A 20,445-nucleotide genomic window follows, 5' to 3' on the forward strand; every position below is an offset into this window, starting at 1 on the left:
GCATTGATTTAAATGCAAATCCACTCATTTATGTAAATTTATTGTTATTCATATCACAAATTATTCACTTCTGATTGCGAAACGAACAGCAAAAGCATAAAACCAGATCATTAACATATTAATGAAAATCAAAACCGGACAGCCGGTCTGAGGAGTATGGGAATGAAAGGTACTGTTTTTGCCGTGGCGCTAAACCATCAAAGCCAGCGCACAGCCTGGGCTGAAGCGTTTGAAAAAGCCCCCTATAACGCGCCGCCAAAAACGGCGGTGTGGTTTATCAAGCCGCATAACACCGTTATCCGCGCAGGCGAACCGATTCCCTTCCCGCAGGGAGAAACCGTGTTAAGCGGTGCGACGGTAGCGCTGGTGGTGGGCAAAACCGCCAGCAAGGTACGCGTTGAAGAGGCGGCGGCGTACATCGCCGGGTATGCGCTCGCCAACGAGGTGAGCCTGCCGGAAGAGAGCTTCTACCGCCCGGCCATCAAGGCCAAATGCCGGGATGGTTTTTGCCCGCTTGGCGAACCTGTCGCCGTTGATAACGTCGATAACCTGACCATCATCACCGAGATCAACGGTCGCGAAGCGGACCACTGGAACACGGCCGATCTGCACCGCAACGCCGCCGAACTGCTGAGCGCCCTGAGCGAATTCGCCACCCTGAACCCCGGTGATGCGATATTGCTCGGCACCCCGCAAAGCCGCGTGGAGATCCGCCCGGGCGATCGCGTGCGCATTCTGGCGGAAGGTTTCCCGCCGCTGGAAAACCCGGTGGTCAATGAACGCGACGTTGCCATCGCTCAACGCACGCCGCCGCACGCCACATTGTTTGCCCTCGGTCTGAATTATGCCGACCACGCCAGCGAGCTGGACTTTAAGCCGCCCACCGAGCCGCTGGTGTTTATCAAAGCGCCGAACACCTTTAACGGCGACGGCCAGACCTCGGTGCGCCCGAACAATGTCGACTATATGCACTACGAGGCCGAGCTGGTGGTAGTCATCGGTAAAACCGCGCGCAAGGTGAGCGAAGCCGAGGCGATGGAGTATGTGGCGGGCTACACGGTGTGCAACGACTACGCCATCCGCGACTATCTCGAAAACTACTACCGCCCGAATCTGCGGGTGAAAAGCCGCGACGGGCTGACCCCCATCAGCCCGAACGTGGTGCCAAAAGAAGCCATTCCTGACCCACACAACTTAACCCTGCGCACCTTCGTCAACGGTGAACTGCGTCAGGAAGGCACCACCGCCGATCTCATTTTCAGCATCCCATTCCTGATTGCGTATCTGAGCGAGTTTATGACCCTGCAACCGGGCGACATGATTGCCACCGGCACGCCGAAGGGGCTGTCCGACGTGGTACCGGGCGATGAGGTGGTGGTGGAAGTGGAAGGCGTAGGCCGTCTGGTAAACCGAATTGTCAGTGAGGAGACCGCAAAATGAAAAAGATTAACCACTGGATCAACGGGAAAAACGTCGCCGGAAGTGAGTACTTCCACACCACCAACCCGGCCTCCGGCGAGGTGCTGGCTGAAGTGGCCTCCGGCGGGGAAGCCGAAATCCATCAGGCCGTTGCCGCCGCCAAAGAGGCGTTCCCGAAATGGGCCAACCTGCCGATGAAGGAGCGCGCGCGCCTGATGCGTCGCCTGGGCGATCTGATTGACCAGAACGTGCCGGACATTGCCGCGATGGAAACCGCCGACACCGGCCTGCCGATCCACCAGACCAAAAACGTGCTCATTCCGCGCGCCTCGCACAACTTTGAATTCTTCGCCGAGGTGTGCCAGCAGATGAACGGCAAAACCTACCCGGTCGATGACAAGATGCTCAACTACACCCTGGTGCAGCCAGTGGGCGTCTGCGCGCTGGTGTCGCCGTGGAACGTGCCGTTTATGACCGCCACCTGGAAGGTTGCGCCGTGCCTCGCGCTGGGAAACACCGCGGTGCTGAAGATGTCTGAACTCTCGCCGCTGACCGCCGACCGTCTGGGCGAGCTGGCGCTGGAGGCGGGCATTCCGGCGGGCGTGCTGAACGTGGTGCAGGGCTATGGCGCGACGGCGGGCGACGCGCTGGTGCGCCATCACGACGTGCGCGCCGTCTCCTTTACCGGCGGGACCGCCACCGGGCGCAACATCATGAAAAACGCCGGGCTGAAGAAATACTCTATGGAGCTGGGCGGTAAATCGCCGGTATTGATTTTTGAAGACGCCGACATCGAGCGTGCGCTGGACGCCGCCCTGTTCACCATCTTCTCCATCAACGGCGAACGCTGCACCGCTGGCTCGCGCATCTTTATCCAGCAGAGCATCTACCCGGAATTCGTCAAGCGCTTCGCCGAGCGCGCCAGCCGCCTGCGCGTGGGCGACCCGACCGATCCGAACACCCAGATTGGTGCGCTCATCAGCCAGCAACACTGGGAAAAAGTCTCCGGCTATATCCGTCTCGGTATTGAAGAAGGCGCGACCCTGCTGGCGGGCGGCCCGGACAAACCAACCGATCTGCCTGCGCACCTGAAGGGCGGCAACTTCCTGCGCCCGACCGTACTGGCGGATGTTGATAACCGCATGCGCGTGGCGCAGGAGGAGATCTTCGGGCCGGTGGCCTGCCTCCTGCCGTTCAAAGACGAAGCGGAGGGCCTGCGGCTGGCGAACGACGTGGAGTACGGGCTGGCGTCATATATCTGGACCCAGGACGTCAGCAAAGTGCTGCGTCTGGCGCGCAATATCGAAGCGGGCATGGTGTTCGTTAACACCCAGAACGTGCGCGACCTGCGCCAGCCCTTTGGCGGCGTGAAAGCCTCCGGCACCGGGCGCGAGGGTGGCGAGTACAGCTTTGAAGTCTTCGCGGAGATGAAGAACGTCTGCATCTCCATGGGCGACCATCCGATTCCAAAATGGGGGATCTGATCATGGGAAAATTAGCGTTAGCGGCAAAAATCACCCACGTCCCGTCGATGTATCTCTCCGAACTGCCGGGCAAAAACCACGGCTGCCGCCAGTCGGCCATCGACGGGCATAAAGAGATCAGCAAGCGCTGCCGCGAGCTGGGCGTGGACACCATCATCGTGTTCGACACCCACTGGCTGGTGAACAGCGCGTACCACATCAACTGCGCGGACCATTTTTCAGGCGTCTACACCAGCAACGAGCTGCCGCATTTTATTCGCGACATGACCTACGACTACGACGGCAACCCGGAACTCGGTCAGCTGATCGCCGACGAGGCGGTGAAGCGTGGCGTGCGCGCCAAAGCGCACAACATCCCGAGCCTCAAGCTGGAGTACGGCACGCTGGTGCCGATGCGCTACATGAACGCGGATAAGCACTTCAAAGTGATCTCCATCTCGGCGTTCTGCACGGTTCACGACTTCGCCGACAGCCGCAGGCTGGGCGAGGCCATCGTCAGCGCCATCGAAAAATACGACGGCACCGTGGCGGTGCTCGCCAGCGGCTCGCTCTCGCACCGCTTTATCGATGATCAGCGCGCGGAGGAGGGGATGAACAGCTACACCCGCGAGTTCGACCGCCAGATGGACGAGCGGGTGGTGAAGCTGTGGCGCGAAGGCCAGTTTAAGGAGTTTTGCAGCATGCTGCCGGAATACGCCGACTACTGCTATGGCGAGGGCAACATGCACGACACGGTGATGCTGCTGGGGATGCTCGGCTGGGACAAATACGACGGCAAGGTGGAGTTCCTCACCGAGCTGTTCGCCAGTTCCGGCACTGGTCAGGTTAACGCCGTTTTCCCGCTGCCCGCGTAAGGAGTCACCATGCCGCATTTTATTGCTGAATGTACCGACAACATCCGCGAGCAGGCCGACCTGCCGGGGCTGTTCGCCAAAGTGAACGAGGCGCTGGCCGCCACGGGCATCTTCCCCATCGGCGGTATCCGCAGCCGCGCCCACTGGCTGGACACCTGGCAGATGGCCGACGGCAGGCACGATTACGCCTTTGTGCATATGACGCTGAAGATTGGTGCCGGGCGCAGCCTGGAGAGCCGGGAAGCCGTGGGGGAGATGCTGTTTGAGCTGATCAAAACGCACTTCGCGGAGCTGATGGCGGAGCGCTATCTGGCGCTGTCGTTCGCCATGGAAGAACTCGATCCGACGCTCAACTACAAGCAGAACAACGTGCACGCGTTGTTTAAGTAACACGCTTGATCGATCCCCTCTCCCCTTTGGGGAGAGGGTTAGGGTGAGGGGAAATCTCTGCGGCCTGATGCCCTCACCCCGGCCCTCTCCCACAGGGAGAGGGAGAAAACAAATAACAACAGGATATCGCCATGCTCGACAAACACACCCATACTCTGATCGCCCACCGCCTGCATCAGGCGGAACAATCCCGGGAGCAAATCCGCGCGATCTCGCTGGAGTACCCGGAGATCACCATTGAAGACGCCTACGCCGTCCAGCGCGAATGGGTGAACCTGAAAATTGCCGAAGGCCGTGTGCTGAAAGGCCACAAGATCGGCCTCACCTCCAAAGCGATGCAGGCCAGCTCGCAGATCAGCGAGCCGGACTACGGTGCACTGCTGGACAACATGTTCTTCCACGACGGCAGCGACATCCCCGTGGATCGCTTTATCGTCCCGCGCATTGAAGTGGAGCTGGCCTTCGTGCTGGCAAAACCGCTGCGCGGCCCGAACTGCATGATCTTCGACGTCTACAACGCCACGGACTACGTCATCCCCGCCCTGGAACTGATCGACGCCCGCTGCCACAACATCGACCCGGAAACCCAGCGCCCGCGCAAGGTGTTCGACACCATCTCCGATAACGCCGCCAATGCGGGCGTGATCCTCGGCGGCCGCCCAATTAAACCCGACGAGCTGGATCTGCGCTGGATCTCCGCCCTGCTCTACCGCAACGGCGTGATCGAAGAGACCGGCGTTGCCGCTGGCGTGCTTAACCACCCGGCGAACGGCGTGGCGTGGCTGGCGAACAAACTCGCGCCATACGATGTGCAGCTTGAACCAGGGCAAATCATCCTCGGCGGCTCGTTTACCCGCCCGGTACCCGCCAGCAGGGGCGACACCTTCCACGTCGACTACGGCAACATGGGCTCCATCAGCTGCCGCTTTGTATAAGGAGATGACCATGCAAAACGCATTCAAAGCGGCGCTGAAGGCGGGCCGTCCGCAAATCGGGTTATGGCTGGGGCTGACCAGCAGTTACAGCGCAGAGCTACTGGCCGGAGCAGGCTTCGACTGGCTGCTGATCGACGGGGAGCACGCGCCAAACAGCGTGCAGACCATCTTAACCCAGCTACAGGCCATCGCCCCTTATCCCAGCCAGCCGGTGGTGCGCCCGTCGTGGAACGATCCGGTGCAGATCAAACAGCTGCTGGACGTGGGGGCGCAAACCCTGCTGGTGCCGATGGTGCAAAACGCCGACGAAGCGCGGCTGGCGGTGAGCGCCACGCGCTACCCGCCTGCGGGCATTCGCGGCGTTGGCAGCGCGCTGGCGCGGGCGTCGCGCTGGAACCGCATCCCGGACTATCTGCATCAGGCTAACGACGCCATGTGCGTGCTGGTGCAAATCGAAACCCGCATGGCATTGAAAAACCTGCCGCAGATCCTGGACGTGGAAGGCGTCGACGGGGTGTTTATCGGCCCGGCGGATCTGAGCGCCGACATGGGCTTCGCTGGCAACCCGCAGCACCCGGAGGTGCAGGCCGCCATTGAACAGGCGATCGCGCAGATCCTGAGCGCGGGTAAAGCGCCCGGCATCCTGATGGCGAACGAGCAGCTGGCGAAACGCTACCTTGAACTCGGCGCGCGGTTTGTCGCCGTCGGCGTGGATACCACTCTGCTCGCCCGTGGCGCGGAAGCGCTGGCGGCGCGCTTTATCGAACAACCGGTTACGTCAGTGAATAACAATAAATCCGTCTACTAAACGTAAGATCTGGAGCGCACCATGACGACCTCTACCCTGCAAGATAAGAAAGCTATAGAACATCGCGCGATCAACAAGCTGTTCCGTCGTTTGATCGTGTTTCTCTTTATCCTGTTTGTTTTCTCGTTTCTCGATCGCATCAACATCGGCTTTGCCGGACTGACGATGGGCAAAGATCTGGGCCTCACCTCCACCATGTTTGGCCTGGCCGCGACGCTGTTTTACGTCACCTACGTGCTGTGCGGCATCCCGAGCAACATCATGCTGGCGAAGGTCGGCGCCCGCCGCTGGATCGCCGGGATCATGGTGGTATGGGGCATCGCCTCCACCTGCACCATGTTCGCCACCAGCCCGGAAACGCTTTACGTGCTGCGCATGCTGGTGGGCATTGCCGAAGCCGGTTTCCTGCCGGGCATTCTGGTGTATCTCACCTGGTGGTTCCCGGCCTATCATCGCGCCCGCGCCAACGCGCTGTTTATGATTGCCATGCCGGTCACCATGATGCTCGGCTCGATCCTCTCCGGGTACATCCTGGCAATGGACGGGCTGTGGAACCTGAAAGGCTGGCAGTGGCTGTTCCTGCTGGAAGGGTTGCCGTCGGTGGTGCTCGGCGTCGTGACCTGGTTTTACCTCAACGACACGCCGGATCAGGCCACCTGGCTGGACGATGACGAAAAGCAGGCGCTGAAAGCGATGATCGCCCGCGAGCAGGAGGTCGCCATTGCCCAATCCGTCACGCCACGCTCGACGCTGCGCGAAGTGCTGACTCCGGCGGTGCTGCTCTACACGCTGGCCTACTTCTGCCTGACCAACACACTCAGCGCCATCAACATCTGGACGCCGCAGATCCTGCAAAGCTTCAACACGGGAAGCAGCAATATCGTCATCGGCCTGCTGGCGGCGATCCCGCAGTTTTGCACCATCCTCGGGATGATCTGGTGGAGCCGCCGCTCCGACAGGCTGAAAGAGCGAAAAAAGCACACCATCCTGCCGTATCTGTTTGCGGCAGCGGGATGGATGCTGGCCTCGGCGACCGATCACAGCCTGATCCAGCTGCTTGGCATCATCATGGCCTCAACCGGATCGTTTACCGCCATGGCGATCTTCTGGACCACGCCGGACCAGGTGATTAGCCTGCAATCCCGCGCGGTGGCGCTGGCGGTGATCAACGCCATCGGCAACGTCGGATCTGCCGTCAGCCCGTTGCTGATTGGGATCCTGCGCGACGCGACCGGCAGCTTTAGCTCGGGGCTGTGGTTCGTGGCGGGTCTGCTGGTGGTGGGCGCGCTGGTGCTGACGCGCATTCCGATGACGCAGCGGGATCAACAGAGGAACGATCATGTGCCTGAGCCCCATCGCCAACATTGATATCAGCAAGGAGTACGACGAAAGTCTGGGCACCGACGATGTGCATTACCAGTCGTTTGCCCGCATGGCGGCCTTTTTTGGCCGCGACATGCAGGCGCATCGTCACGACCAGTATTTTCAGATGCACTTTCTCGATACCGGACAGATTGAACTTCAGCTTGACGATCACCGCTACTCGGTGCAGGCCCCGCTGTTTGTGCTGACGCCGCCGTCGGTGCCGCACGCGTTTATCACCGAATCCGACAGCGACGGTCACGTGCTGACGGTGCGCGAGGATCTCATCTGGCCGCTATTAGAAGTGCTCTACCCCGGCACGCGGGAAGCGTTCGGCCTGCCGGGGATCTGCCTGTCGCTTGCCGACAGGCCTGACGAACTGGCGGCGCTGAAGCACTACTGGCAGCTCATTGCCCGGGAATCCACGGAACAGCTGCCGGGACGTGAATATACGCTGACCCTTCTGGCGCAGGCGGTGTTTACCCTGCTGCTGCGCAACGCGAAGCTCGACGACCACGCCTCAGGCGGTATGCGCGGCGAGCTGAAGCTGTTCCAGCGCTTTAATCAGCTGACAGATGCGCACTACCACGAGCACTGGACGGTGCCGGAATACGCCAGCGAACTGCACCTCACCGAATCCCGCCTGACGGACATCTGCCGCCGCTTCGCCAACCGCTCGCCGAAACGGCTGATCTTCGACCGGCAGCTGCGGGAGGCCAGACGGCTGCTGCTGTTTTCCGACAGCACAGTGAGCGAAATTGCCTGGCAGCTGGGGTTTAAAGATCCGGCCTATTTCGCCCGGTTTTTTAACCGGCTGACGGGGTGCTCACCCAGCGCGTATCGGGCGCAGAAAGTACCGGTTTCCCCTCACCCCGGCCCTCTCCCCACAGGGGAGAGGGTGTAATTGTTCCCTCTCCCCTGTGGGGAGAGGGTTAGGGTGAGGGGACAACGATCACAAATCCCCTCTCCACCCGAAAAGTACCTGCCGTTGTCCCAATCGTCCCTTCACGTTCCGCCCCTCTCACGCTTCAATTAAACAACAAAAACAAAACATAAATTTAACAACCATCTTCCGATACGAGGTCCCTATGAAGCCTGAAGATTTCCGCGCTGATGCCAAACGTCCGTTAACCGGTGAAGAGTATTTAAAAAGCCTGCAAGATGGCCGTGAGATTTATATCTACGGCGAACGCGTGAAGGACGTCACTACCCACCCGGCATTTCGCAATGCGGCGGCGTCCATCGCCCAGATGTACGACGCCCTGCACAAGCCAGACATGCAGGATACCCTCTGCTGGGGCACTGACACCGGCAGCGGCGGCTACACCCATAAATTCTTCCGCGTGGCGAAAAGCGCCGACGACCTGCGCCAGCAGCGTGACGCCATCGCCGAGTGGTCGCGCCTGAGCTACGGCTGGATGGGGCGTACGCCGGACTACAAAGCGGCGTTCGGCTGCGCGCTGGGGGCGAACCCTGCCTTCTACGGTCAGTTCGAGCAGAACGCCCGCAACTGGTACACCCGTATTCAGGAAACCGGCCTCTACTTTAACCATGCCATCGTAAACCCGCCGATCGACCGCCACAAACCGGCGGACGAGGTGAAAGACGTTTACATCAAGCTGGAGAAAGAGACCGACGCCGGGATCATCGTCAGCGGCGCGAAAGTGGTGGCGACCAACTCGGCGTTGACCCACTACAACATGATCGGTTTTGGCTCGGCGCAGGTGATGGGCGAAAACCCGGACTTCGCGCTGATGTTCGTCGCCCCCATGGACGCCGAAGGGGTGAAGCTGATCTCCCGCGCCTCTTACGAGATGGTGGCAGGTGCCACCGGCTCTCCGTACGACTATCCGCTCTCCAGCCGCTTCGACGAGAACGATGCGATCCTGGTGATGGATAACGTGCTAATCCCATGGGAAAACGTGCTCATCTATCGCGATTTCGACCGCTGCCGTCGCTGGACGATGGAAGGTGGCTTCGCCCGCATGTACCCGCTTCAGGCCTGCGTGCGTCTGGCGGTGAAGCTCGACTTCATCACCGCCCTGCTGAAAAAATCGCTGGAGTGTACCGGCACCCTTGAGTTCCGTGGCGTACAGGCAGATCTCGGCGAAGTGGTGGCGTGGCGCAACATGTTCTGGGCGCTGAGCGACTCCATGTGCTCCGAAGCCACGCCGTGGGTGAACGGCGCGTACCTGCCTGACCACGCGGCGTTGCAGACCTACCGTGTGATGGCGCCAATGGCCTATGCGAAGATCAAGAACATCATCGAACGTAACGTCACCTCCGGGCTGATCTACCTGCCGTCCAGCGCCCGTGACCTGAACAACCCGCAGATCGACCAGTATCTGGCGAAGTACGTGCGCGGCTCCAACGGAATGGATCATGTCGAACGCATCAAGATTCTGAAACTGATGTGGGATGCCATCGGCAGCGAGTTTGGCGGACGTCACGAGCTGTACGAAATCAACTACTCCGGTAGCCAGGATGAAATCCGTCTGCAATGCCTGCGTCAGGCGCAAAGCTCCGGCAACATGGACAAGATGATGGCGATGGTTGACCGCTGCATGTCCGAGTACGACCAGCACGGCTGGACCGTACCGCACCTGCACAACAACACTGATATCAACATGCTGGATAAGCTGCTGAAATAACGCAGCGGGAGGTTTCAATGCAAACAGAAGAACGCCTGCGTTTTCGCGACGCGATGGCCAGCCTGTCGGCGGCGGTGAATGTGGTCACCACCGAGGGGGACGCCGGTCGCTGCGGCATTACCGCCACCGCTGTCTGCTCGGTAACGGACACCCCGCCTTCGATCATGGTCTGCATCAACGCCAACAGCGCCATGAACCCGGTCTTCCAGGGCAACGGCAAACTGTGCGTCAACGTGCTGAACCACGAGCAGGAGATCATGGCCCGCCACTTCGCCGGGATGACCGGCATGGCGATGGAGGAGCGCTTCGCTCTCTCCTGCTGGCAGAAAGGCCCGCTGGCGCAGCCGGTACTGAAGGGCGCCCTGGCAAGCCTGGAAGGTGAGATAGCCCAGGTGCAAACCATCGGCACCCATCTGGTCTATCTCGTGGAAATTAAGAACATCATCCTCAGCAGCGAGGGGCACGGCCTGATCTACTTCAAGCGCCGTTTCCACCCGGTGATGATGGAGATGGAAGCCGCGGTGTGATCCCGTTGCGCAAAAAAACGCTAACGTTTCGGCAAAGGTTCGCGGTTAACACGCCATAAGATCGCTTTCCGGGAAGGCTGGCGCGCAGGGCCAGCCTTCCCCCGCAGGATTAGATTATCCTTAGTGATCTCAATCACATATTTTCGCCCGCCGGGGGTGAGCCTAAACCACTTACCCTCGCTTTTGACCGCTCACGCATCGCTTTCAACCACTCACCCATTTACCGTGCTTTACACGCGCGAGGATCTGGCACGATCGCTCCAGCATTACTCAATACCTCCTCACAACGAACCCTGACCCTTTTTTCTTTACATAAAAAACCAGGTCTTACTATGGATACTAAAAAACTACTCAAGCACGTGCCCTGGGCCTTACTCGGGATCATCGGTGCTTTCTGTCTGGCGGTTGTCGCATTACGCCGGGGCGAGCACGTCAGCGCCCTCTGGATCGTGGTCGCGTCGGTTTCCGTCTACCTTGTGGCTTATCGCTACTACAGCCTGTACATCGCGCAGAAGGTCATGAAGCTCGACCCGACGCGCGCCACCCCGGCGGTCATTAACAATGACGGCCTGAACTACGTGCCAACCAACCGCTACGTGCTGTTTGGTCACCACTTTGCCGCCATTGCAGGCGCTGGCCCGCTGGTCGGCCCGGTGCTGGCCGCGCAGATGGGCTACCTGCCGGGTACGCTCTGGCTGCTGGCAGGCGTGGTGCTGGCGGGTGCGGTGCAGGACTTTATGGTGCTGTTTATCTCCTCGCGTCGTAACGGTTCGTCGCTGGGCGAGATGATCAAAGAGGAGATGGGCCGCGTGCCGGGCACGATCGCCCTCTTCGGCTGCTTCCTGATTATGATCATCATCCTGGCGGTGCTGGCGTTGATCGTGGTGAAAGCGCTGGCCGAAAGCCCGTGGGGCGTCTTTACCGTCTGCTCTACCGTACCGATTGCGCTGTTCATGGGCATCTACATGCGCTTCCTGCGCCCTGGCCGCGTGGGTGAAGTGTCGGTCATCGGTATCGTGCTGCTGGTCGCGTCCATCTACTTCGGCGGCGTGATTGCGCACGACCCGTACTGGGGCCCGGCGCTGACCTTTAAAGACACCACCATCACCTTCGCGCTGATCGGTTACGCGTTCATCTCTGCGCTGCTGCCGGTGTGGCTGATTCTGGCCCCGCGTGACTACCTGGCGACCTTCCTGAAAATCGGCGTTATCGTCGGGCTGGCGATTGGTATTGTGATCATCAACCCGGAGCTGAAAATGCCGGCGGTGACGCAGTACATTGACGGTACTGGTCCGCTGTGGAAAGGCGCCCTGTTCCCGTTCCTGTTTATCACCATCGCCTGCGGCGCCGTATCTGGCTTCCACGCGCTGATCTCCTCCGGCACCACGCCGAAGCTGATGGCCAACGAAACCGACGCGCGCTTTATCGGTTACGGCGCGATGCTGATGGAATCCTTCGTGGCGATCATGGCGCTGGTTGCGGCGTCGATTATTGAGCCTGGCCTGTACTTCGCGATGAACACCCCGCCAGCGGGTCTCGGCATCACCATGCCAAACCTGCACGAGATGGGCGGCGAAAACACCGCGCTGATCATGGCGCAGCTGAAAGATGCCAGCGCACACGCGGCGGCGACCGTCAGCTCCTGGGGCTTCGTGATTTCGCCTGAGCAGATCATGCAGACCGCGAAAGACATCGGCGAACCGTCCGTGCTGAACCGCGCAGGTGGCGCACCGACGCTGGCCGTGGGCATTGCACACGTGTTCCACAAAGTGCTGCCGTGGGCGGACATGGGCTTCTGGTACCACTTCGGTATTCTGTTTGAAGCGCTGTTCATCCTCACCGCGCTGGATGCCGGTACGCGTGCAGGCCGCTTCATGTTGCAGGATCTGCTGGGTAACTTCGTGCCGTTCCTGAAGAAAACCGACTCTCTGGTAGCCGGTGTGCTGGGTACTGCGGGTTGCGTAGGCCTGTGGGGTTACCTGCTGTATCAGGGCGTTGTTGACCCACTGGGCGGCGTGAAGAGCCTGTGGCCGCTGTTCGGCATCTCTAACCAGATGCTGGCGGCTGTGGCCCTGGTGCTGGGTACCGTTGTCCTCGTGAAGATGAAACGCACCAAATACATCTGGGTAACCGTCGTTCCTGCACTGTGGCTGCTGCTCTGCACCACCTGGGCGCTGGGTCTGAAACTATTCAGCACCAACCCGCAGCTGGAAGGCTTCTTCTTCATGGCTAACCAGTACAAAGAGAAGATTGCCGCAGGCGGCGCGGATCTGACCGCGCAGCAGATTGCCAACATGAACCATATCGTGGTGAACAACTACACCAACGCGGGTCTGAGCATTCTGTTCCTGGTGGTGGTGTACAGCATTATCTTCTACGGCATCAAAACCTGGATGAAAGTGCGCAACGCCGAAGGCCGTACGGATAAAGAGACCCCGTACGTGCCGGTACCGGAAGGCGGCGTGAAGACCTCTTCGCACCATTAAAAAAATGGCGGGTGGCGCTACGCTGACCCGCCCTACAACGGTACTGTAGGCCCGGTAAGCGTAGCGCCACCGGGCTTTGTCTTATCAGGATGCATTATGTTTGGTAACTTAGGCGAAGCAAAAAAATACCTCGGTCAGGCGGCGAAAATGCTGATTGGCATTCCGGACTATGACAACTACGTTGAGCATATGAAGACCAACCATCCGGATAAGCCGTACATGACCTACACTGAATTCTTCCGCGAGCGTCAGGAAGCGCGCTACGGCGGAAGTGGAGAAGGCGGCGTCCGCTGCTGCTAAAGGAGAAACCATGACCCCGATTGCCGTTACCCTGCTGACCGGTTTCCTCGGCGCCGGTAAAACCACCCTGCTGCGCCATATCCTGAATGAACAGCACGGCTTCAAAATCGCCGTTATCGAAAACGAATTTGGCGAAGTCTCCGTTGACGATCAATTAATCGGCGACCGCGCCACGCAGATCAAAACCCTGACCAACGGCTGCATCTGCTGCACCCGCTCTAACGAATTAGAAGACGCCCTGCTGGACCTGCTCGACAGCCGCGATCGTGGGGACATCGACTTCGACCGCCTGGTAATCGAGTGCACCGGCATGGCCGACCCCGGCCCGATTATTCAGACCTTTTTCTCGCACGAGATCCTTTGCCAGCGCTACCTGCTGGACGGCGTGATTGCCCTGGTCGACGCGGTCCATGCCGACGAGCAGATGAACCAGTTCACCATCGCCCAGTCCCAGGTGGGCTACGCCGACCGCATCCTGCTGACCAAAACCGACGTGGCGGGTGCAAGCGAGAAACTGCGCGAGCGCCTGACGCGCATTAACTCGCGTGCGCCGATTTACACGGTGACGCACGGCGATATCGATCTCGCTCAGCTGTTCAACACCAACGGCTTTATGCTGGAGGAGAACGTCACCGCGAAGCCGCGCTTCCACTTTATATCCGACAAGCAAAACGACGTGGCGTCGATTGTGGTGGAGCTGGACTACCCGGTTGACATCAGCGAGGTCTCCCGCGTGATGGAGAACCTGCTGCTGTCGTTTGCCGACAAGCTGCTGCGCTACAAAGGGATGCTGTGGATAGACGGCGAGCCGAACCGCCTGCTGTTCCAGGGCGTACAGCGCCTGTACAGCGCCGACTGGGACCGCCCGTGGGGTGAGGAAGCGCCGCACAGCGTGATGGTGTTTATTGGAATACAGCTGCCGGAAGAGGAGATTCGGGCAGCGTTTGCGGGGCTGAAGAAATAAATTTTCGCTCCCTTTTAATCCATAAAGGGAGCGTATTTCAGTGAGGCAAAATGCGGGTTTCGTCCTTTCTGTTTGCAATATTGTCTGTTAATGTTCTTACCAATAATGAAATCATGCTTTGATTAATATTCATTACAATATTAATTAATTGGATTCGTATAATTTTCATGAATTGGTAGGCGTATTATGGCAATGATTATTCCCACAATTAGCAGCTGTAGCGAAAGAATAATGGCCGGAGAAAAAAGGCTTGCAAGGCTTCTGGAGGGTGGGCTTAGCGAACAGTGTACCTGCTGGTATGATACCCGAATGGGAGACAAAGACGATCATCCTGATTTTGTGATTCTGTCCCCCGATAAAGGACTGCTGTTTATAGAAGTGAAAGACTGGTTTATCACAAAAATAAAATCGGCTAATAAAACGCATATTCATTATGAAACCAAAAACGGCATAGAGCCGTTGAAGAACCCACTCGAACAGGTTCGACAATATACATTTAATATCGTCAATAGCCTGAAAAAAGATCCCCTGCTTCGCCAGCAACAGGGAGATCATGAAGGCGGTTTTGTTATGCCGTATGGGTATGGTGTTTATTTGAGCAACATCACCCGGGCACAGCTGGAAAAGAGTTTTCTACCCGAAGAGCTGAATGAAATACTGCCCGCCAGCCAGGTGATTTGCAAAGATGAGCTTACAGAGTTTATGACCAGAGATCAGATCTCTGCCCGGCTCGAATCCCTTCTTAAACATCGCTTCGTCCATCACACGACACCACAACAACTCGACCGCATTCGGTGGCATCTTTATCCCGATGCACGTATTAATTCATCCGTGACGCGGGTTGAGCTGGATAATTTTACGCTCCACACGCCCGATATCGTTTGTATGATGGATACAAAGCAAGAACAGCTCGCAAGAAGCATGGGAACGGGGCACCGCGTTATCCATGGTGTAGCAGGATCAGGAAAAACCCTTATTTTACTTCACCGCTGTATTGAACTTGCTAACAATATTGAAAACACCAAACCGATCCTGGTCGTTTGCTATAACATCACTCTGGCCAAAAAACTCAAAGCGCAACTGGAGCAACACACTCTGCGTCTTCCTGTCGACGTCACCCATTTCCACGCCTGGTGTTATCAACAATTAAACGCGCACCGGCGTCTTCCACCCAGGAGCAAAAATTTTATTGAACTGATGGAAAATGCGCTGACGGTGGCATTTGAAGAGGGAGTGATCAAATCGGAGCAGTACAGCGCCGTTTTGATAGATGAAGGACACGATTTTAAGCCAGAATGGCTAAGAATTCTCGCTAAGATGCCGGACAATAAAGATAGCGCCCTGCTTTTCCTGTACGATGACGCTCAGTCAATCTACCAGAAAAAGAAAGCGCTCGATTTTACCCTTTCCAGTGTCGATATAAAGGCGCAGGGTCGTACCACTATTCTGGATACCAATTATCGCAACACCCGGCAAATACTCCATTTTGCCAGCAGCGTTGCATTTAATTATCTCAATAACCACATAGAAGCGTCCCTCAAATACCAGCAGCCTGCCGCAGGAGGACTACCCGGGAAGTATCCGGCGCTGGTCAGTTTTGATAATCAGGACGAAGAGATTACACACGTTCTCGATTGGGTCACAGAGCAGCGACAGCAGGGAGTTGCATGGTCGGAAATCGCCATACTGTGCCCCTCAACCTACAGCATTTCAGGTATGCTCGCGCCACGGCTTGAAGCCCGCAAGATCCCATATCAGATGATTGTCTCAAGCGATGATAAAAAACACTGGTCCCCGCAGAATGATTTCCTCTGCGTCATGCCGCTGCCCAGCAGCAAGGGGCTTGAGTTTAACTCGGTCGCCATTATGGATGCGGCAAAGGAAAGGGACAGCGAAGATCTGAGTGACGATATCAAGCGCCTTTACGTCGGTTTTACCCGTGCGCGACAGAATCTTCTGGTGACCATGCACGGAACCGGAAATCTGCGAGATCATCTGGTCGAGACCTGGGAAAAGAGCGTTAAGATGGTCTAGCTGTCCAGTAAGCACCGAACATCCCCTCTCCCCTGCGGGGAGAGGGTTAGGGTGAGGGGTAAAATTATTTCAACGCCTCCGGCAGCGTTACAATCCACAGCTCGCTGTCGGACTCCGGCTTCTTCAGCGGCTTCACGCTGAGCGTGGTTTCCACCGGCTTATCATCCAGCGTCAGCGTGCCTTCCGCGTTCACCCGATAATCCTTGAGCTTCTTGCCCTCGACCGGGTTTTGCATTGCCACCTTCACGCCAAAGTCATTATCGTTCGCCACCGCAAGCCGTTTGCCGTCGATCAGCGCCAGCCCTTCGGCCTTCTCCTGCTGCCAGCCCAGCGCACGCAGATCGACCACCTGCGTTTTAGCCGCAAGGGTGATGCCGCGCTGCGCCAGCGTTTTCTCATCATCAAACTCCGGGTACTCGCCCGGCTTGTCGAATGCCGCCAGATCGCTCGCCTTACTCAGATCCACCCTGTAGATAAGGTTACGCATCGCGTCGTTTTTATCCTCGCCCTGTTCAATCAGCAGGATGGTGTGGTTACCCAGCGCCACGATGTCGCCGATTTTAGCGTCGCTGTTTTTGCTGTAGGCCGCGCTGTCGATGGGGTAGCCGTACATCGCGGTTTTCCCGGTCGCCGGGTCGAAGCTCACCAGACGCGTAAACAGCGCCTGTTTTTTGCTCTTCCCGTCGATATCCAGCGTGCTTTGCACGGCGGCGATAATGCGTCCGTCCGGCATACGGGTCAGCCCTTCGAAGCCCCGGTTTGCCTGACGCCATTTGATAACGTTTGGCAGACCGCCTGCGATGGATTTCTCCCCTTCCGCCGCCTGCGGACCGTGGATCGCGAGGATTTTCACTTTACTGTCGATATTGATCAGGAACGGGCCATACTCATCGCACAGCCAGAAGCCGCCCTTCCCGTCCGGGGTGATGCCTTCCGTATCCAGCCCGCGGTTATCGCCTTTCAGCACTTTTAAGGTGTCGCTTAGCGCGATTTCATTGGTGGAACCAATCACCCCGCTTTGCAACGGCAGACCGTTGATCTCGCCTTTATCGTCATGCAGAGGACGCGCATCTATGGCCTCCGCTTTACCGTTTTGCACACGGATCGTCATCAGCAGCGGGGCGAAATCCGGGGTAACAAAGATTTTGGCGTCGTTTTTCCCCATTTTTGGCGAGTCCGCGTTAGGACCGCGATCGGTCACGGTCGCAAACGTCAGCGCATCGCCCTGCTTGCCCGTGAACAACAAACCCGAACCGATTCCCACAGGCAGCCCATTCGGGAATGCGCTGGCAAATGCACCGCTGTATTTGATATGTGAGCCTTCGGGAAAGGTGACGACGTAGCGCTCCGCGGTTGGCTGTGCCGCCAGTCCAGAGAAAGAGAGCGCACAACCGATAAGCACAGGAATGATTTTTCTTTTCATATTGTTAGCATCCAGTTAGTGAAGCCAACAACGTAATGAAGAAACGTGTCAGAAAAATGACATGTTTAAGCACTGAACCGCCTCTTATAGACGTATATCAATCACCAGAAATGTAAACCTCTGTCTTTATCTATGTCAGCTGAAATACTTTTGGAAATTATTAGAAACTCAATTAATTCATCGCGAATGACTATTTGCGCCTCGTTCATTTTACGTTTAGCCAGGAATGTAAACTGTCCTTAAACGCGAATGTATTGGGCATTGACGATTTGCCCTATAAACAATTTCACAACATTTAAGATTCAAAAACCCAATAAACCCAGTATAAAAACGCGACAACAGTCACGTTTGCAGTCATAAACATCACTTGTTAAGGTGCCCTCAGATTAATTTAATGACGAGGAAACACTCATGAAAAAACTTAACATCCTGATCCTTTCTGCTCTGACCGCCGTATCGGGCTCCGCACTGGCCATGGGTGGCAGCATTGAGCAAGGTAAAAACTTTACAAACCTCAATCTGGAAATGGGGAAATCCTCATCCGGCCTGTATGCGGAGAGCAACTGGCTGAAAAACACCGATGACGGCACCCAGACCGGCGGCGTTGGGGCTGGCTACAACCTGGAAGTAGGCCCGGTAATGCTGAACGCGGGCGCTAAAGCCATCTACATCGGCCCGAAAAAAGGCGATAACGGCGTGGCGTTCCCGATTGGTGGCGGTGTCAACGTTGCGCTGACGGACAGCATTCACGTGTTTGGTGAGGGTTATGTGGCACCAGACGGGCTGAACAACAGCGTGAAGAACTATGTTGAAGCTAACGGCGGCGTAAGCTGGACGCCAGTCAAACCTGTCACGCTGAAAGTGGGCTATCGCCACGTGAGCGTAGACGGTAAAGACGGTCGTCCAAACCACACGCTGATCGACGGCGCATATGTAGGCGGTGGAGTGTCCTTCTAAGCCTGTCTGCGCATTTCGCCCGGCGGCGCTACGCTTGCACGGGCCTACAATGAAGGGTGCAATGTATTAAAATTATTGCACATTGTAGGCCGGGTAAGCGCAGCGCCACCCGGCAAGAAAGGCGATGCGACCGTTAATGGCAAACCTGCCGGATGGCAGGTTTTTTATTACCACGTTACTTGCGAACGACCACCAGCTTCTGGTTCACAAACTCTTTGATCCCCAGGTCCGACAGCTCGCGTCCGTAACCCGAACGCTTCACGCCGCCGAACGGCAACTCAGCCGCAGTGTCGGTGAGCCAGTTGATGTACACCATCCCGGTCTCAATGCGTGACGCCATTTTCTTCGCGCGCTCGATGTCCTGGCTGAACACCGCGCCGCCCAGACCGTAGTGGGAATCGTTCGCCAGGGCGACCGCCTCGTCGTCGTTTTTCACCACATAGATCTGCGCAACCGGGCCAAAGAACTCTTCGAAGTACGCCGGGTTATCGCGTGAGATATTGGTCAGGATGGTCGGCTCAAAGAAGCTCCCGTCACGCTGCACAGGCTTGCCGCCATAGTGCAGCGTTGCACCGTTTTTCACTGCCTCGTCGACCTGTCTGGTCAGCGTTTCCAGCGCATCTTTAGACGACAGCGGCCCCAGCGTGGTGCTTTCGTCCAGCGGATCGCCAATCTTCACCTGCTTAAACGCCTCGGTGAACTTGCTCAGGAACGCGTCTGCAATGCCCTCATGCAGGATAAAGCGCTTCGCCGCGGTACAGACCTGCCCGGCGTTGTTGAGTCGGGCGTTAACGCCGATCTTCACCGCTTTCTCCAGGTCCGCATCGTCCAGCACCACGAACACGTCGTTCCCGCCCAGCTCAAGGGTCGATTTTTTGATGTGCTTCGCCGCCTGTGCCGCAACCACGCTACCCGCTTTTTCTGAACCGGTCAGCGCCGCCCCCTGCACCCGATCGTCGGCGATGATGTTTGCCACCTGATCGGACGAGATAAACAGGTTGGTCCACGCCCCTTCCGGCGCGCCCGCTTCACGTACCAGCTGTGCAAACGTCTCTGCACAGTGCGGCACGATGCTGGCGTGCTTGGCGATCACCGGGTTGCCCGCTGCCAGGTTTGGCGCCAGAACGCGCATCAGCTGATAGTACGGGAAGTTCCACGGCTCGACGGCCATCAGCACGCCAATGGGTTGATGTTCAACCCATGCTTCCCCGAGTTCAGAGTCATACTTCACCGGGGCCAGGAACTGCTTCGCGTTGTCCGCATAGTAGCGGGCAATTTGCGCGCACAGCTTCACCTCGCCGCGGCTTTGCTCGATGAGCTTACCCATCTCCTGGCTGGCGATTTTTGCCAGGTCCTCCACGCGTTCGTCGATCAGGTCCGCCAGCTTATGCAGCACCGGCAGGCGCTGGCTGATGTCGCCTTTGGCCCAGTCGGAGTGATAGAGCGCATCGGCTGCCTTCAGGGCCGCTTCAACGTCTGCGTCAGTGTGGGAGGGATATTCTTTGATGAGCTGGTTCGTGGCAGGATTTACTGTCTGGTAAGCCATATCGAATCTCCTTGTTTTACCGCTTAGGGTATTAAGGGTAGTCAATCTGACTGGCTATGAAGGTAAAGTTGGGTATATACGGAGGGTTCTTAACAAGACGCTGCCAGGCGATGCGCAGCCATGGTATAAAAAACGCTCATTACCGGAGTACTTATGACCGATACCCGTCACATCCGCCAGACCTTTCACCGCGCAGCAGGCCTTGAGCTGCGCATCTACCTTTTGATTTGATTTCTGAAGGAGCATTCCAGAAAGCGAGATGACTGGCCTCGTGCAGCTTTGCACTTTTCCCCCGTATCCCTCTA

At 57.6% G+C, this 20,445-nt stretch carries 17 protein-coding genes; 15 read left to right on the forward strand and 2 right to left on the reverse strand.

From position 1 onward, the window contains the following. Positions 1 to 162 precede the first annotated feature (162 nt). From hpaG to BH712_RS11380, 14 genes are all read left to right on the forward strand, one after another. A complete protein-coding gene (gene hpaG, locus BH712_RS11315; protein WP_032673671.1) occupies positions 163 to 1,440 on the forward strand; it encodes a 4-hydroxyphenylacetate degradation bifunctional isomerase/decarboxylase in 1,278 nt (425 codons plus the stop codon). Next, a complete protein-coding gene (gene hpaE / locus BH712_RS11320; protein ID WP_006810241.1) occupies positions 1,437 to 2,903 on the forward strand; it encodes a 5-carboxymethyl-2-hydroxymuconate semialdehyde dehydrogenase in 1,467 nt (488 codons plus the stop codon). Before hpaG ends, hpaE begins: the two co-directional genes overlap by 4 nt. A gap of 2 nt (positions 2,904 to 2,905) precedes the next feature. Continuing rightward, positions 2,906 to 3,757 (forward strand): 3,4-dihydroxyphenylacetate 2,3-dioxygenase, encoded by an 852-nt coding sequence (gene hpaD, locus BH712_RS11325; protein ID WP_032673672.1) that lies wholly within the window; start codon positions 2,906 to 2,908, stop codon positions 3,755 to 3,757. Between the two features lie 9 nt (positions 3,758 to 3,766). Next, positions 3,767 to 4,147: a 5-carboxymethyl-2-hydroxymuconate Delta-isomerase gene (locus BH712_RS11330; protein ID WP_006810243.1), complete on the forward strand. Its 381-nt coding sequence runs from the start codon at positions 3,767 to 3,769 to the stop codon at positions 4,145 to 4,147. A 131-nt stretch (positions 4,148 to 4,278) separates the two neighbouring features. Next, positions 4,279 to 5,082, forward strand: a complete 804-nt coding sequence (hpaH, locus tag BH712_RS11335; protein ID WP_006810244.1) for a 2-oxo-hept-4-ene-1,7-dioate hydratase — start codon at positions 4,279 to 4,281, stop codon at positions 5,080 to 5,082. 10 nt (positions 5,083 to 5,092) lie between these two features. After that, on the forward strand, positions 5,093 to 5,890 hold the full coding sequence (hpaI, locus tag BH712_RS11340) for a 4-hydroxy-2-oxoheptanedioate aldolase (protein ID WP_032673673.1): 798 nt from the start codon (positions 5,093 to 5,095) through the stop codon (positions 5,888 to 5,890). A gap of 21 nt (positions 5,891 to 5,911) precedes the next feature. After that, on the forward strand, positions 5,912 to 7,258 hold the full coding sequence (gene hpaX / locus BH712_RS11345; protein WP_006810246.1) for a 4-hydroxyphenylacetate permease: 1,347 nt from the start codon (positions 5,912 to 5,914) through the stop codon (positions 7,256 to 7,258). Then, complete coding sequence (gene hpaA, locus BH712_RS11350) at positions 7,230 to 8,156, forward strand: 4-hydroxyphenylacetate catabolism regulatory protein HpaA (RefSeq protein WP_006810247.1); 927 nt, start codon at positions 7,230 to 7,232, stop codon at positions 8,154 to 8,156. The genes hpaX and hpaA overlap by 29 nt, the downstream gene beginning before the upstream one ends. Before the next feature lie 184 nt (positions 8,157 to 8,340). After that, positions 8,341 to 9,903: a 4-hydroxyphenylacetate 3-monooxygenase, oxygenase component gene (gene hpaB / locus BH712_RS11355; protein ID WP_006810248.1), complete on the forward strand. Its 1,563-nt coding sequence runs from the start codon at positions 8,341 to 8,343 to the stop codon at positions 9,901 to 9,903. A 17-nt stretch (positions 9,904 to 9,920) separates the two neighbouring features. Further along, entirely contained in the window at positions 9,921 to 10,430 is a 510-nt protein-coding gene (locus BH712_RS11360; protein ID WP_006810249.1) for a 4-hydroxyphenylacetate 3-monooxygenase reductase subunit, read from the forward strand. Positions 10,431 to 10,762: 332 nt separating this feature from the next. Next, the gene (locus tag BH712_RS11365; protein WP_006810250.1) at positions 10,763 to 12,916 is read left to right on the forward strand and encodes a carbon starvation CstA family protein; all 2,154 of its coding nucleotides are present in this window, start codon (positions 10,763 to 10,765) and stop codon (positions 12,914 to 12,916) included. A gap of 96 nt (positions 12,917 to 13,012) precedes the next feature. Beyond that, positions 13,013 to 13,216, forward strand: coding sequence for a YbdD/YjiX family protein (locus BH712_RS11370; RefSeq protein WP_003856610.1), 204 nt, complete (start codon positions 13,013 to 13,015; stop codon positions 13,214 to 13,216). A 10-nt stretch (positions 13,217 to 13,226) separates the two neighbouring features. Next, a complete protein-coding gene (gene yjiA, locus BH712_RS11375; RefSeq protein WP_006810251.1) occupies positions 13,227 to 14,180 on the forward strand; it encodes a GTPase in 954 nt (317 codons plus the stop codon). Between the two features lie 186 nt (positions 14,181 to 14,366). Next, entirely contained in the window at positions 14,367 to 16,214 is a 1,848-nt protein-coding gene (locus BH712_RS11380) for a 3'-5' exonuclease (RefSeq protein WP_006810252.1), read from the forward strand. Between the two features lie 64 nt (positions 16,215 to 16,278). On the opposite strand, the gene BH712_RS11385 is transcribed toward BH712_RS11380, so the two are convergent. Next, the gene (locus BH712_RS11385; RefSeq protein ID WP_006810253.1) at positions 16,279 to 17,637 is read right to left on the reverse strand and encodes an esterase-like activity of phytase family protein; all 1,359 of its coding nucleotides are present in this window, start codon (positions 17,635 to 17,637) and stop codon (positions 16,279 to 16,281) included. A 411-nt stretch (positions 17,638 to 18,048) separates the two neighbouring features. Between BH712_RS11385 and BH712_RS11390 the strand changes: the two genes are divergently transcribed. Beyond that, positions 18,049 to 18,594 (forward strand): YfaZ family outer membrane protein, encoded by a 546-nt coding sequence (locus tag BH712_RS11390; protein ID WP_006810254.1) that lies wholly within the window; start codon positions 18,049 to 18,051, stop codon positions 18,592 to 18,594. 175 nt (positions 18,595 to 18,769) lie between these two features. On the opposite strand, the gene BH712_RS11395 is transcribed toward BH712_RS11390, so the two are convergent. After that, complete coding sequence (locus BH712_RS11395; RefSeq protein WP_006810255.1) at positions 18,770 to 20,140, reverse strand: NAD-dependent succinate-semialdehyde dehydrogenase; 1,371 nt, start codon at positions 20,138 to 20,140, stop codon at positions 18,770 to 18,772. Positions 20,141 to 20,445: the final 305 nt, after the last annotated feature.

Origin of the sequence: Enterobacter hormaechei ATCC 49162, assembly GCF_001875655.1 — a bacterium.
GTDB classification, from domain to species: domain Bacteria; phylum Pseudomonadota; class Gammaproteobacteria; order Enterobacterales; family Enterobacteriaceae; genus Enterobacter; species Enterobacter hormaechei.

Bases quoted from the DNA above. Each gene is read 5' to 3' on its own strand.
- BH712_RS11395 (WP_006810255.1), bottom strand. From the start codon at position 20,140: ATGGCTTACCAGACAGTAAATCCTGCCACGAACCAGCTCATCAAAGAA.
- hpaD (WP_032673672.1), top strand. From the start codon at position 2,906: ATGGGAAAATTAGCGTTAGCGGCAAAAATCACCCACGTCCCGTCGATG.
- hpaI (WP_032673673.1), top strand. From the start codon at position 5,093: ATGCAAAACGCATTCAAAGCGGCGCTGAAGGCGGGCCGTCCGCAAATC.
- BH712_RS11330 (WP_006810243.1), top strand. From the start codon at position 3,767: ATGCCGCATTTTATTGCTGAATGTACCGACAACATCCGCGAGCAGGCC.
- BH712_RS11370 (WP_003856610.1), top strand. From the start codon at position 13,013: ATGTTTGGTAACTTAGGCGAAGCAAAAAAATACCTCGGTCAGGCGGCG.
- BH712_RS11385 (WP_006810253.1), bottom strand. From the start codon at position 17,637: ATGAAAAGAAAAATCATTCCTGTGCTTATCGGTTGTGCGCTCTCTTTC.
- hpaG (WP_032673671.1), top strand. From the start codon at position 163: ATGAAAGGTACTGTTTTTGCCGTGGCGCTAAACCATCAAAGCCAGCGC.
- BH712_RS11360 (WP_006810249.1), top strand. From the start codon at position 9,921: ATGCAAACAGAAGAACGCCTGCGTTTTCGCGACGCGATGGCCAGCCTG.
- yjiA (WP_006810251.1), top strand. From the start codon at position 13,227: ATGACCCCGATTGCCGTTACCCTGCTGACCGGTTTCCTCGGCGCCGGT.
- hpaX (WP_006810246.1), top strand. From the start codon at position 5,912: ATGACGACCTCTACCCTGCAAGATAAGAAAGCTATAGAACATCGCGCG.
- hpaB (WP_006810248.1), top strand. From the start codon at position 8,341: ATGAAGCCTGAAGATTTCCGCGCTGATGCCAAACGTCCGTTAACCGGT.
- hpaA (WP_006810247.1), top strand. From the start codon at position 7,230: ATGTGCCTGAGCCCCATCGCCAACATTGATATCAGCAAGGAGTACGAC.
- hpaE (WP_006810241.1), top strand. From the start codon at position 1,437: ATGAAAAAGATTAACCACTGGATCAACGGGAAAAACGTCGCCGGAAGT.
- BH712_RS11365 (WP_006810250.1), top strand. From the start codon at position 10,763: ATGGATACTAAAAAACTACTCAAGCACGTGCCCTGGGCCTTACTCGGG.
- hpaH (WP_006810244.1), top strand. From the start codon at position 4,279: ATGCTCGACAAACACACCCATACTCTGATCGCCCACCGCCTGCATCAG.
- BH712_RS11380 (WP_006810252.1), top strand. From the start codon at position 14,367: ATGGCAATGATTATTCCCACAATTAGCAGCTGTAGCGAAAGAATAATG.
- BH712_RS11390 (WP_006810254.1), top strand. From the start codon at position 18,049: ATGAAAAAACTTAACATCCTGATCCTTTCTGCTCTGACCGCCGTATCG.